Genomic DNA, 17268 nt, shown 5'->3' with positions numbered 1-17268 from the left:
CATGTTCTACGTCTCCGTTGATTGTTCTTGTCTATCCACCAGGGCAGGCAGCCAACCATGTAGGCACAGCCCGCCTTCGACCGCCGGGTAGGCTTCCAGCCCACCGTCAAAACTGTCGATGATGCCCTGGCTCATGGAAAGGCCCAAGCCGAGCCCGTCCGCCTTGCTGGTGAAGAAGGGGGTGAAAAGATGGGTCAACTGTTCCGCGCTGGCGCCGGGGCCCTGGTCGATGACCCTGAGGTGCACCTGGCGCTGCTCGGTGCTCAGTTGCAGGACCACCTGCGAAGGGGCATCCGGATGGGTCTCGCGGTTGGCCTCGATGGCATTGCGCAGCAGGTTGAGCAACACCTGCTGGACCAGTACCGGATCGGCGTGCACATCCGGCAGGTCCGGCGGAATCTGCTGGATGATCTCGACCTCCTGTTGCCGGGCCTCCCAGGCGCACAGGCTCACCGCGTCCTGTGCCAGCTGCGCCGGACTCACGCGTTGGGCATTGCGCGGCCCCTTGCGCAGGAAGGCACGCATGCGCCTGATCACTTCTGCAGCATGCTGGGCGTGATCGGTGATGCGCGCCAGCCCCTGGGCCAGGCGCTGCCCGGTATCACCCTGCGCTGGCATTGCCGCCAGGTAGCGCTGACTGGCGCTGGCATAGTTGACGATGGCTGCCAGGGGTTGGTTGATCTCATGGGCAATGCCCGACGCCAGCTCGCCCAGGGCGGCCAGTCGCGTGGCATGGGTCAGCTCGTCCTGCAGCCGACGGGTCCGCTCTTCGCTGCGTACCCGTTCGGTGATATCCCGGGAGACGCTGACCACCTCGACCACATTGCCGGAGTAGGTATCCCGGGTCGCCCGGCTGGCGGTCTCGAACCAGAGATAATGCCCGTCCCGGTGCTGGATCTGGTAGCTCACGGTGAGGTAGCCGTCCTGCTCCAGCGCCCTGGCATAGCGCTGCATCAGCTCGTCACGCTGCTGGGGGTGGATCAGCTGCTGAATCCGGGTGCCACGCAGCTGCTCGGGCCAGTAGCCCAGCAGTGCCCAGGCGGCGGGCGAGGCGTCAAGGAATTCGCCCTCCGGGGTGTGCCGGGAGATCAGGTCAGTGGTGTTCTCAATGATCACCCGGTACAGGCGGCGGGCGACCTGCGCCTGCTGATAGGTCTGCAGCATGTCGGTGGCATCCCGGGCGCGACCCAGCACATGACCCTCGCCCAACGGGAAGAAGGTCCAGAGCAACTGCCGCTCGTCGGGCGTTGCGACCGGCACATCCTCAATGGCCCGCTGCTGCGTGAGCACCGCCGTGACCAGATGCGCCCAGTTCTGCGGCAGCAGCTCATCCGGCGCGGTGCCGGCCTGGAGCCAGGCATGCAGCGCCGGATTCCAGTCGCAGAGCCGTCCGGCGGCGTCAAACACCACCGCCGGCTGGGGATCGGCGCTCGGCAAAAGCCAGCGTAGCGCTGGTTCGGTCTTGTTCTTGGACGGCACCCGGCTACCTTATAGTAAAAGCACTATATGACTTTGGTAATACTTCCAATCCTTACATGGATCACCTATAACTTGATCCACGAATACGGGGAATGCGTTAAAGATAGTCGCATTCTTTCCAAACAAGAGCTAATAAAACGCCATACAGGATACGAGCCATGTCCATCTTCGAGGAAGGCCTGTCGGCCACCGCCGTGAACCACACTGCCCTGTCTCCGCTGACCTTTATCGAGCGCACAGCCAGTGTCTATCCCGATTACCCCGCTGTGGTGCACGGTGCTGTACGCCGCACCTGGTCGGAGACCTATACTCGCTGCCGCCGTCTAGCCTCTGCTCTGGCGAACCGTGGTATCGGCAAGGGCGACACAGTAGCCGTCATCCTGCCAAACATCCCGGAAATGCTCGAAGCCCACTTCGGCGTGCCAATGATCGGTGCGGTCCTCAACACCCTGAACGTACGCCTGGACGCCGAAGCCATCGCCTTCATGCTGCAGCATGGCGAGGCCAAGGTGCTGATTGCCGACCGCGAATTCCATGACATTGTGCACGCGGCCATCGGCATGCTCGATCACCCGCCGCTGGTGATCGACGTCAACGATCCCGAGTATGGTGAAGGTCAAGCGACCAGCCCGCTGGACTACGAAGCCTTCCTCGCTGAGGGCGATCCCGAGTTCGTCTGGCAACTGCCTGGTGACGAGTGGGACGCCATCAGCCTCAACTACACTTCCGGTACCACCGGCAATCCCAAGGGTGTGGTCTACCACCACCGCGGCGCCTTCCTTAACGCCCTGGGCAACCAGATGACCTGGAACATGGGCCAGCATCCGGTCTACCTGTGGACCCTGCCGATGTTCCACTGCAACGGCTGGTGCTACCCCTGGACAGTGACCGCCATGGCCGGCGTGCACGTGTTCCTGCGCCGGGTCGATCCGCAGAAAATCCTCAACCTGATCCACGACGAGCAGGTAACCCACATGTGCGGCGCGCCCATCGTGCTCAATGCCCTGGTCAACATGCCGCCGGAAGCCAAGGCCGCCATCGACCATCCGGTGCACGCCATGGTCGCGGGCGCAGCACCGCCGGCCAAGGTAATCGGCGCGGTGGAAGAAATGGGCATCAAGGTCGCGCACGTCTACGGCCTGACCGAGACCTACGGTCCGGTAACTGTCTGCGCCTGGCATGGCAAGTGGGATGAGCTGCCGCTGGAGCAGCGCGCGGATATCAAATCCCGCCAGGGTGTGCGCTATGCGACCCTGGAAGGGGTCATGGTTGCCGATCCCAAGACCCTGCAACCGGTACCCAAGGACGGTCAGACCATCGGCGAGATCTTCATGCGCGGCAACACCGTGATGAAGGGCTACCTGAAGAACCCGAGCGCCACCGCCGAAGCCTTCGAAGGTGGCTGGTTCCATACCGGCGACCTGGGCGTGTGGCATGAGGACGGCTACGTGCAGATCAAGGACCGCCTCAAGGACATCATCATTTCCGGTGGCGAGAACATCTCCACCATCGAGGTCGAGGGCGTGCTCTACCGGCACCCGGCGGTGCTGGAGGCTGCGGTGGTCGCCAAACCGGATGACAAATGGGGCGAGACTCCTTGCGCCTTCATCACCCTCAAGGCCGGCCAGCGGGTAAGCGAACAGGACATCATGCGCTTCTGCCGCGAGCATCTGGCCGGGTTCAAGGTTCCCAAGGATGTGGTCTTCGTCGACCTGCCGAAGACCTCCACCGGCAAGATCCAGAAATACGTTCTGCGTGAATGGGCCTGCCAGCGCGAGGCCTGCTGATCCGCTGACCCCCTGATGCCCCGCAGCCACCCCTGCGGGGCCGCCGACGGCGCCGGATCGCCGGACCGCGGCAACATTTCCTGTTCCACAACAACAATAAGCCGACGACCGTCAGGCGGGGCGCTCCTGCCCTGCACCCGGCGTTCGGCCAGAGGAGTGTTTACATGCAAGTCTACAAGCGCGCCCATGGCGCAGAGCAGCCTCATTGGCCTTGCGGCCCCTTCAAGATCCGCCTGCCCTTCGTCCACTACCGCTGGGAAACCGCAGAAATGCTCCAGGCGTTGATCATGTTCGTGGTCAGCCTGGGCATGATTCCCCTGCTGCAGAGCACCCTTGGCCTGCCCTACGAGGTCGCTCTGGCCTATGTGGTGGTGTGCGGCGTCGGCTTCATGCTGCCGGCGCTGCTGGGCGTGCCCTTCGTACCCGGCTGGATCACCCCGGGTATTCCGGTGGTGTTGCTGTTTCTGGGTAACTTCGAGCCGGGGCCGGAGGCTATCCAGGCGCTGTTCGCCCTGCAGTTTCTGGTATTCGTGATCTTCCTGCTGCTTGGCATCACCCGGCTCGGATCGGTGCTGGTGCGGCTGATCCCCAACTCGATGAAGGGCGGCATCATCATCGGCGCCGGTATCGCCGCGCTGATCGGCGAGATCGATACCGGCGGCCGCTTGGCCAACACGCCGATTTCACTGGTGCTGGGCAGCCTGATCTGCCTGTACCTGATGTTCTCGGTGTCCTTCCAGGGCCTGACCCAGCGCTTTCCACTGGCGCGCAAGATCGTCAACTACGGCATGGTGCCGGGCATGTTGATCGCCATCTTCGTCGGCATTGCTACCGGGGAATATGCCATGCCTGATGTGCAGTTCGGCATCACGGCTCCGGCCTTCGGCGAGATGTGGAACTACCTGCCCTTCAGCGTCGGCTTCCCCGACGCCGAGGTATTCATGCTGGCGGTGCCCACCGCGGTGATCGCCTATGTGATCGCCTTTGGTGACATCATCGTCGGCCAGTCGCTGATGCAGCGCGCCGATGAGCTGCGCACCGACGAGGTGATCGAGAACAACATCGACCGTGTGCATCTGGTCACTGCCATCCGCAACGCCTTGCATGCCTTCTTCGCGCCCTACCCCGGGCTGGCCGGCCCGTTGTGGACAGCAGTCGCCGCCACCATGGCCGAGCGCTACAAGTACGGCCGCAACGCGATGGACTCCATTTACAGCGGCGCCGGCACCTTCTGGATCAGCGGCTTTCTGGCGCTGTTCATGCTGCCGCTGGTGAGTTTCTTCCAGCCAGTACTGCCGATTGCCCTGTCGCTGACCCTGATCCTCACCGGCTACATCTGTCTCATGGTGGGCTTCGAGCAGCTGCAGAACAACACCGAGCGCGGCATCGCCGGCACCATGGGCGTGGTCCTGGCGGTCTACGGCGCAGGCTGGGGGCTGGCCGCCGGCGCAGTCTTGTACGTCCTGGTGGAACGTACCCACCTGCTGAAATTCCGCAGCGTCAGCGACGTCAAAACCACCAGCCAGGAGGGCGCACAATGAACCGACTCAACCTGACCAGACACATCGCCATCGCTGCCGCCCTGCTCGGCGGCGGCCTCGGCATCCTGCCCGCCCAGGCCGAATTCTTCGAAGACAGCAGCGCCAGCCTCAGCCTGCGCAACCTGTACTTCAACCGCGACTTCCGCCACTCGGCCGCTACCCAGAGCAAGGCCGACGAATGGGCCCAGGGTCTGCGCGCCGAATGGCACTCTGGCTATACTCCCGGCCGCCTCGGCCTGGGTATGGATGCCATCGGCCTGCTCGGCATCAAGCTGGACTCCAGCCCCGAGCGCAACGGCACCGGCATTCTCAAGCGCAGCACCAGCGACGGCCGCGCCATGGACGAGTACGGCGAGCTGGGCTTGACCGCCCGCCTGCGGCTGGACAACCATGTGCTGCGCATCGGCACCCTGCTGCCGTCCATGCCGCTGGCCATGCATAACGACACCCGCCTGCTGCCGCAGACCTTTCGCGGCGCCTGGCTGCAGAGCGACCCGGCAGCGCCCCTCAAGCTGGACCTTGGCCGCTTTGACCGGATCAACCTGCGCGACTCCTCGAACCACGAGCGCATGACCCCGGTCATGGGCGGCGCGCGCAATATCCGGCTCAACGCCGCGGGCGTCGAGGCCAGCGCATTCGACTTCGCCGGTCTGACCTGGCAGGCGAGCGAGCAGACAAAAGTAAGCTGGCACTTCGGCGAACTGGAGGACATCTACCGCCAGCACTACCTGACCCTGGGCCACAGCTGGCAGCTGGATAACGGCGATCGCCTGAACCTGAACCTGCGCCACGCCGACTCCACCGACGCCGGACGCAGCAATATCGACAACCGTATGACCAGCCTGGGCCTGAGCTACCAGGCCGGCATGCACCGCTTCAGCACCAGCTACCAGCACATGGAAGGCGACACCGGCTTTGCCTATATCAACGGCACCGACCCTTACCTCGCTCACCTGGTGCAGATCCAGGACTTCGCCAACCGCGACGAGCGCAGCTGGCAGGTTCGCCATGACTACTCCTTCGCCGATCTGGGTCTGCCCGGACTGAAGCTGATGAACCGCTACACCCACGGCCACAACATCGAGCATGCCGGTGGCCGCGGCAAGGAATGGGAGCGCAACACCGATCTGATCTATGTGATCCAGAGCGGCGCGCTGAAGAACCTGTCCCTGCACTGGCGCAACGCGACCTACCGCAGCAACTACGCCACCGACATGGACGAGAACCGCCTGATTGTCGGCTACACCTTCAACCTGTAACACGCCCCCCGGCCGCCAGCCCCGCACTGGCGGCCGGCCAAGGAGAATCCCATGCGTACTTTCACCACCCTCGAAGGCAACAGTCAGCGACTGGACGGCGGCGCCATGTTCGGCAACGCCCCCAAGGCCCTGTGGTCCCGCTGGGTCGACACCGACGACCAGAACCGCATTGCCCTCAGCTGCCGGGCTCTGCTGGTACAGGAGAGTGACCGCAACATCCTCATCGAGACCGGCATCGGCGCCTTCTTCTCCCCGCAGATGAAAGAGCGCTACGGCGTGGTCGAAGACAATCACGTCCTGCTCGACAGCCTGAAGGAGGTCGGCTTCAGCCATACCGACATCGACGTGGTGGTCCTCACCCACCTGCACTTCGACCATGCCGGCGGTCTGCTCACCGCCTGGGAGGAAGGCAAGGAACCGGAACTGCTGTTCCCCAACGCCACCTTCATCATCGGCGAACGCCACTGGGCCCGCGCCCGCCGCCCCCACCCAAGGGACCAAGCCTCCTTCATCCCCCAGCTGATAGAGCTACTGAGCGCCAGCGGACGGGTGGAACTGATCAAGGACGGCCAGCCATCCCCAACCCTGGGCACGGACTGGCAGTTCCATTTCAGCGACGGCCACACCCCCGGCCTGATGCTGCCGGAGTTCAGCATGCCCGACGGCCCCGTCGTCTTCCCCGGCGACCTTATCCCCGGCGCGCCCTGGCTGCACCTGCCCATCACCATGGGCTACGACCGCTTCCCCGAAATGCTGATCGGAGAAAAAGAAGCCCTGCTCAATGAGCTGGTCGCGCGTAATGGGCGACTGGTGTTTACCCATGACCGGGATGTTGCGGTGGCGTATGTAGATAGGGATGAGAAGTGCAGGTATACGGCGCGGGAGGCGCAGGGGAATGTGCGGGGGGTGGCGATGTAAGTTGGGGAGAGGGATGCTCCGAGTCAATGTGTAAAGCTCCATCTTCATTACAGTTCAGAGGATTCTTGCCTCACTCTCTCTTTCAGGGTTGCCAACAGATGATCTGCGAGCGCATCGTCACCGTGGATATCGAGGTAATGAACAACATCGTCGTCGAGAATGAAAAAAACGTGGTAGCGTCCACCGCTGGCTCGCGTCTGCGAGTAGGTAAAAAGATCCGTATCGGAAAGCTGGTAATGCCTGGCATTTATGCAGCTAGACACCATGGCGTGCCAGACGGCATCAGCCTCAGCCCGATCAGCAGTGGACGCGTCAGACACGTTTTTTCTGAATACCAGACGGATGAAGTCCACAAAGGGCAGATCACTGGATTGGTCTTCACGGAGCTCCGACGGAGCCATCCAGCGATGGGACAGCGTAGCGCCATCGGCGAATTTAACGATCAGCATTTCCGGAAAGCGAGCTAGGGTCATCGCCTTCTCGCCGAGATCCAGTTCCAGCCTCGCCTTCCCGGCGAGAAGCAGAGTCTGACCTTCAGCCGCCCGGGCGGTAGGCAAACTAGATTCAACAACAGAGTCGCTGCAGCTTTCCTGACCGTTAGCGGCAAAGGCCGCTGTCAGAAATAGCAGTCCTATCCATCTGGTCATTCACCGACCTCCTTTCACCTGATGCGCGCTGCGATGGGGGTGCAGGAACGCACTTTCCAGCATCCTTTTCGTCGCGATCATACCCAATGCCACTCGCCAATCGCAGCGAAGCTGGGCCATTGGACCCCCGACTGTGACGGCACCTACAAAATGGAGAATCTTTCAGCGCAGTGAAGGGACAAACGATTGAACGGGAGATAGGATCTGACATATTTCTATCGGAAAAGGAGCTGCTTGTGAGATGCCCTCCCATTCACGGTCTGCGACTGGACCAGAGCGATATCACTGCGTTACGACGTCTTCGTAATCTGCCACGAAGCCGCAAGCTGCTCGAAGCAACCTTACCCACTGGCGTCATGGCTACAATCTTCTTGGGCAATAATGCGGCCCAAGTGGGCCACAATATTGCGGTCACCGACTGGGCCACCCTTGCTCAAGCCATGGCCTAAGTCTCCGCTATTGAGCGTAACGCATTTGTACAAACCGCTCGCCTGCAGCAACTGCGTAGCGGGTCGACACATGAACAACGCCTCTTCTGGCGAGCAGTTGAAGATGGCTGCCAAGGATTCTGAATGAATAAGCTACTTGCATTATCAACAGTGACCATTGTCCTGGCATGTGCCGAAGTGTTTGCCGACGACTCGCTGGAATTTGTATATCTGCAAGAAAAGGTCGCTGCCTACGAAAACCAACTCCAAGAATGCATGTTGATGGGCCGCAACGCCGATTTTCCATCCGAGGCAGTACTGGCCGCTCTGGAAGCGTACCCGCAAGAGCAAGTCGAAAGTTTTCTGGTCACCAAGGCTACGCTGGCTGAAGAACAATGTGTCGCCAAGGAGCTCGGGGAACTCGCGGCTGCCCTGCTTACTATCGAAGCGGCTGAGCATGAACCATCAGAGGATGCGGTTACGTTGATGAACGAGATCAAGCCCGCTACATTCGTCTCTACCCGATGGGAGCTGCAACGACATTATTTGTCATTACCAAGGGAAATGAGGGAAAGAATGGAAGAAGTCGAAGCATTCCAACGACCTTTCAACTCCCTTTTGATCAGAGAACACCTGTACAACTAATGTCTCCGGGCCGCAGGAATGCACCCTGCATGAAACCTGCCAGACGGTGCCGGTACTACGCCGGCGGCTCGAAGCCTATCTATGAATCCAGTGAAACAACGCCAAGGTCAAAAGCACTATCGACTCAACCAAGCCACGTCCCCCTTCCTTCGTAGTCGCTCGGCTCAACCACCGTCCAAAGTGCGGCGCATGGTTACATTTGCCAATTCTGCCTTAGTGAAAATCCCGACTCCGTGTATCCAGCCCCTGCAGCATCGGCGTGAGGTCGGTCAGTCTGCTGGCGATCAGGTGGCGTACTCCTTCCTTGTGTTCGAGCTTGCCCTGCACTTGCAGCAGTTGTGAGTGCACCAGTTCCTTTCTCTGGCGTTCGGCAAGGGTGCGCCAGACAACGACGTTGATCATGCCGTGTTCGTCTTCGAGGGTGACGAAGGTGACGCCGCTGGCAGTGCCGGGACGTTGGCGGCCGGTGACGAGACCCGCGACTTTGACGTGGGTGTCGTCGTTCATTTGTTTGAGCTGTTTTGAGCTGCGGCAACCTATGGTTTTCAACTGGCTGCGCAGCAGGCGCAGGGGATGGGGGCCCATGGTGGTGCCGACCAGGGCGTAGTCGGCCATGAGGTTTTCGCCGACGCTGGGCAGTGGCAGGGCTACGCCTTGCTCTGCCTGGGGTGGTGTTTCGGCGAACAGGGGCAGCGGCTCCTGTACACCGGCGACGGCCCAGCGGGCCTGGTGGCGGTGGCCGGCGAGGCCGCGCAGGGCGCCGGCGTCGGCCAGCAGCTCCATTGCCCGGCGGTTGAGTTTGCTGCGCAGGGCCAGTTCGTCGACAGAATTGAAGCCCTGCTGCTGCCTTGTCTGCACCAGCCTGTGGGAATCGTCCTCGCGGAAGCCGCGGATCATGCGCATGCCCAGGCGGATGCCATATTCGCCGTTGCGGTCGTGTTCCAGGGTGCAGTCCCAGTCGCTGTAGCGCACGTCCACCGGCCAGGTTTCGATGCCGTGGCGGCGGGCGTCCTGCAGAATCTGGTCGGGGCTGTAGAAGCCCATGGGCCAGCTGTTGATCAGGGCGCAGGCGAAGGCGGCTGGTTCGTGGCATTTGAGCCAGCTGCTGGCGTAGGTAAGCAGGGCAAAGCTGGCGGCGTGGGATTCGGGGAAGCCGTAGTCGCCAAAGCCCTTGATCTGCTCGAAGAGGCGTTCGGCAAATTCCCTCGTATAGCCGCGCGCGAGCATGCCCTGGGTAAGTTTTTCCCGGTGCGGCTCCAGCCCGCCCTTGCGCTTCCAGGCGGCCATGGAGCGGCGCAGCTGGTCTGCTTCACCGGCGCTGTAGCCGGCGGCGACTATGGCGATCTCCATGACCTGTTCCTGAAACAGGGGCACGCCGAGGGTGCGCTCGAGTACCTTTTTCAGCGCGGGGGACGGATATGTCACTTCCTCTTCGCGGTTTCGACGGCGCAGGTAGGGATGCACCATGTCCCCCTGGATCGGGCCGGGGCGGACGATGGCGACTTCGATGACAAGGTCGTAGAACTCCCTCGGGCGCAGCCGCGGCAGCATGCTCATCTGCGCCCGGGATTCGATCTGGAATACGCCTATGGTGTCGGCCTTGCTGATCATCTCGTAGGTCGGCTTATCTCCTGCGGGGATGGTGGCCAGGGTCAATTTTCGGCCCCGGTAATGACGGACCAGATCGAAGCAGCGGCGCAGCGCGGTGAGCATGCCCAAGGCGAGCACATCCACCTTGAGCAGGCCGACCGCATCCAGGTCATCCTTATCCCATTGGATAACGGTGCGCCCTTCCATGGCGGTGTTTTCCACCGGTACCAGGGTGTCCAGCGGCTGTTCTGAAATGACAAAGCCTCCCGGATGCTGGGACAGGTGCCGGGGGAAGCCGATCAGTTGACCGCTCAGTGTCAATACGCGGTGCAGTACCGGGCTGTCCGGGTCGAAGCCGGCTTCACGCAGGCGCTCGGCATCGGGAATGCGATCGCTCCAGCGGTTACAACAGCGGGCCAGGGCATCGACCTGTTCCGGCGGCAGGCTCAGAGCCTTGCCCACATCGCGGATGGCACCGGCGGCGTGATAGCTGCTGACCACGGCGGCCAGTGCCGCGCGGCGGCGGCCATAGCGGTTGAAGATGTACTGGATGACCTCTTCCCGGCGCTCATGTTCGAAGTCCACGTCGATGTCCGGTGGCTCGTTGCGCTCACGGGACAGGAAGCGTTCGAACAGCAGGTTGGAGCGGCTGGGGTCGATCTCGGTGATGCCGAGGGCAAAGCACACCGCGGAGTTGGCGGCCGAGCCCCGGCCCTGGCAGAGGATGTGCTGCTGGCGGGCAAAGCGCACGATGTCATGCACGGTGAGGAAGTAGCTTTCGTATTCCAGCTCGCTGATCAGGGTCAGCTCTTTGTCGAGCTGGGCGCGCAGTTCGGGGGAAATGCCCTGGGGCCAGCGCCAGGCGATGCCTTCCTCGGTCAGCTGTCGCAACCAGCTGGACGGTGTATGACCAGCCGGGACCAATTCGTTGGGGTAGTAGTATTTGAGCTCTTTCAGTTCGAAGCGGCAGCGCTCGGCTATGCGCAGGGTCTCGGCCAGCAGTGCTTCGGGGTACAGCCGCGCCAGTTGCTCGCGGCTGCGCAGGTGACGCTCGCCGTTGGGGAACAGCCGGAAACCGGCCTCGTCCACCGGGCAGTGATGGCGGATGGCGGTGAGGGTGTCCTGCAGCGCACGGCGGCCCCGGGCGTGCATATGCACATCGCCGCTGGCCACGGTGGGGATCGCCAGTACCTGGGCCAGCTGTTGCAGGCGGGTCAGCTCGGCCTCATCGGACGGGCCGCAGTGCAGCTCTATGGCCAGCCACAGCCGGTCGGGAAAGACCTGTTTCAGCCACCCGCCCTGCTCCCGTGTTGCGTCTGGGCCGGCAAGCCAGAGTGCCAGCAGGCCACCGGTGTCCTCGATCAGATCCTCCCGCAACAGCCGATAACGGCCTTTTTCTGCGCGGCGGCGGGCGTGGGTGATCAACTGGCACAGGCGCTGGTAACCGGTGATATTTTCCACTAACAGCACCACCTTGGGGCCGTTCTCGATCTGCATTTCGCTGCCGACAATCAGCGGCACGCCGTGCTCAATGGCCGCTTCGCGGGCCCGGACTATCCCGGCCAGGGTACATTCGTCCGTGATCGCCAGCGCTCGGTAGCCCTGTTGTTTGGCACGGGCAAACAGCTCGTCAGCACCGGAGGCACCGCGCTGGAAGCTGAAGTTGCTCAGGCAATGCAGCTCGGCATAGTCGGGGGTCATGCGAACCAGCCCTGCAGCATGAAGGGGCCGCTGCCGTCCACCGCTTGCCAGGCCCAGGCCACGCGCCCGTCCCGGGTGCGCACCACATAGTAGTCCCGGCGCTGGTCGGCGCCGTCCCACCAGCCAGTCTCGAGACGCTCGGGGCCGGCGATAATCTCCGGCAACAGGTCATTCAAGGGTTGGGGCTCATCCAGCAGCCAGCCGGGGCGCGGTCCGAGAACCCCGGGCCGTATCCCCCCACCCTGCACTTCCCGGCGCCAGCTGGCTTCCGGTCGGTGATCGGCCACGGCCAGCAGACCGTGGATGGCCTGGTCGCCCAACCTGGCTCGCAGCCGCTCACGCAGTTGCTCCCAGGGTTGGGATTGTTGTGGGCGTTCATCAAGCAGGGAAGCCGGTTGCGGAGCAAAAGCCGGTAGGTCCCGGGCCAACAGCCGTACGGCCAGCACCGGCTCGGGCAGCTGCACCTGTTCCAGACGGCTGCGGACCACCTCGAACAACAATTGCGCGTCCCGCTCCGGGGTCAACAGGCCGATGGGCAAACTGGTGTGCTCGCGATGGCGATGTTCGAGGGTCAATTCGAAGCGCTGCACGCTGCAGTCCCGGCCGGCGAGAAAGGCGCTGAGGTCGGTCAGCAATCGGCGCAGCGGAAACAGCAGCGCCTGGTGGGAGTCGACCTCGAAATTGAATTCGATCCGGGCGCTGAATTCATCGGCCGGCTTATAACAGTCCAGGGCTACCGGTCGCAGGCCCAGCAAGCGGTCGAGATGCTCCAGCACTACTGCGGGAAAGCGCCGGGCCAGGGTATCCCGGGGCAGGCTCAACAATTGCCGCACCTGCTTCAACCCCATGCGAGACAAAGCGGCGGCGCTCTCGCGGTCGAGCCCGCAGCGCTGGATGGGCAGGCGCTCCACCTGTTCACGCAGGTTGTGCTGATCCACCGCCAGGCCATCATGGATATTGGTCAACACCCGGGCCGCTGCCGGGTTGGGCGCCAGCACGATACGGTGGCTGAAGCCCAGCGCAGTCAGCTCATCACGCAACCGCTGCTCGAAGGCAGGCCAGGGGCCGAACAGACCGAAACTGGATTCCACCTCCAGCAACAGCGCGCGGGGGTAATCCAGGCTGACGTGGGAGCTATAGCGGTAGGCCCAGGCGGCCAGAAAGCCCTGCCAGTGAAGAATCTGCTGTTCGTCATAATCCGCCACCGCAAAGCCGCTGGCCAGCGCCTGGGCGGCGGTCAGGGTCATCCCCGGCTTGAGCCCGAGCGCGCGGGCCGCTGGATTGAGCGTGCGGATCACTCGGCGCGGCACGGTGCCGGTCGCCAGCACCAGCGGCACGGTTGGATCTGCCCGGCTGCGCATGACGCCATCCAACGCCAACTGGGTCAGCAGGATACAGGCCCAGCGCATGGTCTAGCCCAACGCAACCGGGTGCCCTGCGGGCAGGGCTCCCCGGCTTTTCAGCACCCGCACCTGTCGTGGCCAGGCGTCCAGCGCCAGGCGCAATGCTGCGGGTGAGGGATTGGCCGCTTCACGCAGGGACCGGCAGACAAAACCCAGCGTCTGGCCGGTAGCTGCGGCCAGTTGCAGGCGCCGCAGCCCGCGGTCATCAACCCGCTGCGGCCAGCACAACACTGCCCCGCAACTGCCCGAGCGCAGGCATTGTTCTGCCGCCCACAGCAAATCGCGCTCCGGGGCATTGATCATCACCAGCCAGCGCAGGTCGACTCCAGCCTGCAGCCAGGCATGGGCGTAGGGAATGAACGGCGGCGTCACCAGCACGACCCGCTCCTGCGCCTGAGTCAGGCGGGCCAGGGTCGGCCACAGCAGTTGCAGCTCACCCGCACCCGGGTGGGCCAACAGCAATTCGGCCAGGGCCGACTCGGGCCAACCGCCGCCGGGCAGCAGGGCATCCAGGTGTGGATGGCCCGTCGGCTGGGCGACCGGCACGGCAATATCCGCCCCGCCCTTCCAGACTCGCCGCTGCTGCAGCAAGGTATCCAGCGATACCACGGCGCTCATGGCCCTGGCTCCAGGGACCATGGGTACTGCGCTAGGCAGAGAGAAGGGAACAGCCGAGAGGCCAGCATGATATACACCCAATAACCTGTATGGACATACAGGTTATTTATTCATGCAAGGGAGGTCAACAGATCAACGACCACCGGCTAGGCAAAGCCGGCAGGCAGCTACCGCATCAGGGAATCAGCACCACGGCGGAGCTATGCTCGGTCAGGTCTTCCATCACGGGCGCGACGGGCTCGGCGGTCAGTGCTTCACGCACCGGCGCGAAAGAGCGTCGATGTACCGGGGTCGCGCCCAGCAGTTTCAACGACGACAGGTGCTCAGGCGTCGGATAGCCCTTGTGCTTACCGATACCATAGCCGGGATAGAGCAATTCCAGCTCCTGCATTTCCCGGTCGCGGGTGACCTTGGCGAGTATGGAAGCTGCGGCAATGGCGGGTACCCGTGCATCACCCTGGATAACCGGCTCACTCGGCATGGGTAGTACCGGGCAGCGGTTACCATCGACCAGCACCCGGTCCGGTCGCACCGCCAGCCCTTCCACCGCCCGCTGCATGGCCAGCATGGTGGCGTGCAGGATATTCAGCCGGTCAATCTCTTCCACCTCGGCGCGGCCGATAGCCCAGGCCAGTGCCCGCTCCTGGATCAGCGGAAAGAGCTCTTCACGGCGGGCTTGATTGAGCTTCTTCGAATCATTCAAGCCTTCAATCGGTCGCAGCGGATCAAGGATCACCGCCGCCGTGACCACCGCGCCGCACAGCGGGCCGCGGCCCACTTCATCGACACCGGCGATGAGTTCGTCACCGGGAGGCAAGGTCCAATCCATCATCATCTGGGTCATGCCGGCTGCGCTCCCTTGCACTGCAGCAGCTCGGTTATCGCGGCGGCGGCCGTACGGTCGGCATCGCGGCGCAGCATGCGGTGCAGCTCCATGAATACCGCCTCGGTCTGCTCCCGTTCGGGCGTCGGCCCCAGGCGCGCCAACAGCGCCTGGCCCATCGCCTCGGGGGTGGCGTCATCCTGCAAAAATTCCGGCGCCACCTCGCGTCCGGCCAGCAGGTTCGGCAGCGCCACATGCCCCACCTTGACCAGGCGTTTGAGGATCTTGAAGGTCAATGGCGCCATGCGGTAGGCAACCACCATGGGCCGCTTGAACAGCATGGCCTCCAGCGTGGCGGTGCCCGAGGCGATCAGCACTGCATCACAGGCCGCCAATGCCTCATGGCCCTGACCATCCAGCAGCCTCAGTGGCAACTGCAAACCGCTCGCGGCCAAGATCGCTTCCATCTGTTGGCGCCGCTCGGGATTGGCGCAGGGCAGGATGAACTGCAGGTCGGGGTTGCGTTGCAGGCACCAGTGGGCCGTCTGCAAAAACAGCAGGCCGAGCTTGCGCAGCTCGCCGTTGCGACTGCCAGGCATCAACGCCACCACCTGGGCACTGTCGCTCAGCCCCAGGCCCTGACGGGCGGCGCTGCGGTCCGGCTGTAGCGGAATGCGGTCGGCCAGCGTGTGGCCCACGCAGCGCACCGCTACCCCGTGCTCACGGTAGACCGCTTCCTCGAAGGGGAACAGGGTGAGCATCAGATCGGTGGACTGGCGGATACCCAACACGCGCTTCTGCCGCCACGCCCAGACCGAGGGGCTGACGTAGTGCACCGTGGGGATACCGGCATCGCGCAGTTTGCGCTCCACACCCAGGGTAAAATCCGGTGCATCGATACCGATGAACACATCGGGGCGCCGCTGCTTGAGGAATTCCACCAGCTCACGGCGGATGCGCAGCAACTCCCGCAGCCTGCCGAGTACCTCGACCAGACCCATCACTGACAGACGCTCCATAGGTACCTGGGTCACCAGGCCCTCGGCCTGCATCCGCGGCCCACCGATGCCGATGAACTGCGCATCGGGATGGATTTCCTTCAGCGCCCGGATGAGCCCCGCGCCCAGGGTATCGCCGGACGCCTCACCGGCAACCAGGGCGATACACAGGGGGCGATGGGATACCGCAGCCGTAATGCCCATGGCTCAGCGGGTGATACCGCGGGTCGAGGCCAGGATGGAGTCGCGATAGAGGGCTACTTCAGGATACTGGTTAGCTTCGTCATCCAGCAGCTGCAGCGCTTCCTGCAGTGTCTTGCCCTGCCGGTAGACAACCTTGTAGGCGCGGCGCAGCGCCGAAATCAGCTCCTGGCTGTAACCGCGACGGCGCATGCCCTCGAAGTTCATGCCATGGGCGTTGGCGGGGTTGCCGCCGACCATGACGAACGCCGGAATATCCTTGAACACCGCGCTGTTGGCGGCACTCATGGACCAGGCGCCGATATGGCAGAACTGGTGCACCGTGGTGTAGCCACCGAGAATAGCGCCATCGCCGACGTGCACGTGACCTGCGATGGTCGCGTTGTTGGCCATGATGATGTTGTTGCCAACCACACAGTCATGGGCGATGTGCACGTAGGCCATCAGCAGGTTGTTGCTGCCGACCGTGGTCACGCCGCGGTCCTGGACGGTGCCCCGATGCAGGGTGCAGCCTTCACGGATGACGTTGTTGTCACCGATGACCAGCCGGGTCGGCTCGCCCCGGTACTTCTTGTCCTGGCAGTCCTCGCCGACCGAGGCAAACTGGAAAATCCGGTTGCCCTGGCCAATAGTCGTCGGTCCCTTGATGACTACATGGGGGCCGATGACAGTCCCTGCGCCAATCTCGACATCCGGTCCGATCAGGGACCAGGGGCCGACCTCGACGTCATCAGCCAGCCGGGCGGCGGGGTCGACGAGCGCCAGAGGATGAATCCGACTCATACTTTATGTTCCGCACAGATGATTTCCCCGGAACAGGCTTCCTTGCCGTCCACCAGGGCGCGGCAGGCGAACTTCCAGATGCCACGCTTGTTACTCAGGTAGGTGGCTTCCAGCTGCAGCTGATCGCCCGGCACCACCGGCTGGCGGAACCGCAGCTTGTCCGAGCCGACGAAGTAATACAGCGTGCCGTCCTCGGCCTTGGTATTCATCATCTTGAAACCCAGCAGGCCGGCAGCCTGGGCCATCGCCTCGATGATCAGCACACCCGGCATGATGGGGTGGCCGGGGAAATGCCCATTGAAGAAAGGTTCGTTGACCGACACATTCTTGTAGGCACGAATACGCTTGCCCTCAAGGTCCAGTTCGACCACCCGGTCCACCAGCAGGAAAGGATAGCGGTGGGGCAGGTATTCTTTGATTTCGTTGATGTCCATTATGTCTTGAGGC

14 protein-coding genes are annotated in these 17268 nt (G+C 63.1%); 5 read left to right on the top strand and 9 right to left on the bottom strand.

Annotation, left to right across the window (positions count from 1 at the left end; translation table 11 throughout):
* Positions 1–6 precede the first annotated feature (6 nt).
* Entirely contained in the window at positions 7–1479 is a 1473-nt protein-coding gene (locus tag VG99_RS11105; RefSeq protein ID WP_044499976.1) for a sensor histidine kinase, read from the bottom strand.
* Positions 1480–1637: 158 nt separating this feature from the next.
* Here VG99_RS11105 and VG99_RS11100 point away from each other — a divergent pair, with 158 nt between their 5' ends.
* The 4 genes from VG99_RS11100 to VG99_RS11085 all read left to right on the top strand — a co-directional run bounded on the left by VG99_RS11100 (position 1638) and on the right by VG99_RS11085 (position 6984).
* Positions 1638–3266, top strand: a complete 1629-nt coding sequence (locus VG99_RS11100) for an acyl-CoA synthetase (RefSeq protein WP_044499975.1) — start codon at positions 1638–1640, stop codon at positions 3264–3266.
* Between the two features lie 164 nt (positions 3267–3430).
* Complete coding sequence (locus VG99_RS11095) at positions 3431–4807, top strand: solute carrier family 23 protein (protein ID WP_044499973.1); 1377 nt, start codon at positions 3431–3433, stop codon at positions 4805–4807.
* Positions 4804–6066 (top strand): OprD family porin, encoded by a 1263-nt coding sequence (locus tag VG99_RS11090; RefSeq protein ID WP_044499972.1) that lies wholly within the window; start codon positions 4804–4806, stop codon positions 6064–6066. Before VG99_RS11095 ends, VG99_RS11090 begins: the two co-directional genes overlap by 4 nt.
* Positions 6067–6117: 51 nt before the next feature.
* Positions 6118–6984 carry an MBL fold metallo-hydrolase gene (locus VG99_RS11085; RefSeq protein ID WP_044499971.1) on the top strand — a complete coding sequence of 289 codons (867 nt, stop codon included), beginning with the start codon at positions 6118–6120 and terminating at the stop codon, positions 6982–6984.
* A 47-nt stretch (positions 6985–7031) separates the two neighbouring features.
* On the opposite strand, the gene VG99_RS11080 is transcribed toward VG99_RS11085, so the two are convergent.
* Positions 7032–7631: a hypothetical protein gene (locus tag VG99_RS11080; RefSeq protein ID WP_044499965.1), complete on the bottom strand. Its 600-nt coding sequence runs from the start codon at positions 7629–7631 to the stop codon at positions 7032–7034.
* 572 nt (positions 7632–8203) lie between these two features.
* On the opposite strand from VG99_RS11080, the gene VG99_RS11070 reads away from it, so the two are divergent.
* Entirely contained in the window at positions 8204–8704 is a 501-nt protein-coding gene (locus VG99_RS11070) for a hypothetical protein (RefSeq protein WP_044499962.1), read from the top strand.
* A 213-nt stretch (positions 8705–8917) separates the two neighbouring features.
* On the opposite strand, the gene VG99_RS11065 is transcribed toward VG99_RS11070, so the two are convergent.
* The 7 genes from VG99_RS11065 to fabZ all read right to left on the bottom strand — a co-directional run bounded on the left by VG99_RS11065 (position 8918) and on the right by fabZ (position 17258).
* Positions 8918–11995 carry an error-prone DNA polymerase gene (locus VG99_RS11065; RefSeq protein ID WP_044499955.1) on the bottom strand — a complete coding sequence of 1026 codons (3078 nt, stop codon included), beginning with the start codon at positions 11993–11995 and terminating at the stop codon, positions 8918–8920.
* On the bottom strand, positions 11992–13404 hold the full coding sequence (locus VG99_RS11060; RefSeq protein WP_044499954.1) for a Y-family DNA polymerase: 1413 nt from the start codon (positions 13402–13404) through the stop codon (positions 11992–11994). The genes VG99_RS11065 and VG99_RS11060 overlap by 4 nt, the downstream gene beginning before the upstream one ends.
* Before the next feature lie 3 nt (positions 13405–13407).
* A complete protein-coding gene (gene imuA, locus VG99_RS11055) occupies positions 13408–14016 on the bottom strand; it encodes a translesion DNA synthesis-associated protein ImuA (protein ID WP_044499953.1) in 609 nt (202 codons plus the stop codon).
* 175 nt (positions 14017–14191) lie between these two features.
* Positions 14192–14851 carry a ribonuclease HII gene (gene rnhB, locus VG99_RS11050; RefSeq protein WP_420848297.1) on the bottom strand — a complete coding sequence of 220 codons (660 nt, stop codon included), beginning with the start codon at positions 14849–14851 and terminating at the stop codon, positions 14192–14194.
* 5 nt (positions 14852–14856) lie between these two features.
* On the bottom strand, positions 14857–16041 hold the full coding sequence (gene lpxB, locus VG99_RS11045; protein WP_044499950.1) for a lipid-A-disaccharide synthase: 1185 nt from the start codon (positions 16039–16041) through the stop codon (positions 14857–14859).
* 3 nt (positions 16042–16044) lie between these two features.
* Complete coding sequence (lpxA, locus tag VG99_RS11040; RefSeq protein ID WP_044499949.1) at positions 16045–16821, bottom strand: acyl-ACP--UDP-N-acetylglucosamine O-acyltransferase; 777 nt, start codon at positions 16819–16821, stop codon at positions 16045–16047.
* Positions 16818–17258, bottom strand: coding sequence for a 3-hydroxyacyl-ACP dehydratase FabZ (fabZ, locus tag VG99_RS11035; protein WP_044501608.1), 441 nt, complete (start codon positions 17256–17258; stop codon positions 16818–16820). Before fabZ ends, lpxA begins: the two co-directional genes overlap by 4 nt.
* Positions 17259–17268 lie beyond the last annotated feature (10 nt).

This window comes from Pseudomonas saudimassiliensis (assembly GCF_000939975.1).
Lineage (GTDB): Bacteria > Pseudomonadota > Gammaproteobacteria > Pseudomonadales > Pseudomonadaceae > Halopseudomonas > Halopseudomonas saudimassiliensis.
Note: the sequence above shows the minus strand (reverse complement) of the source record. Positions and strands in the feature narration are given on the sequence as shown.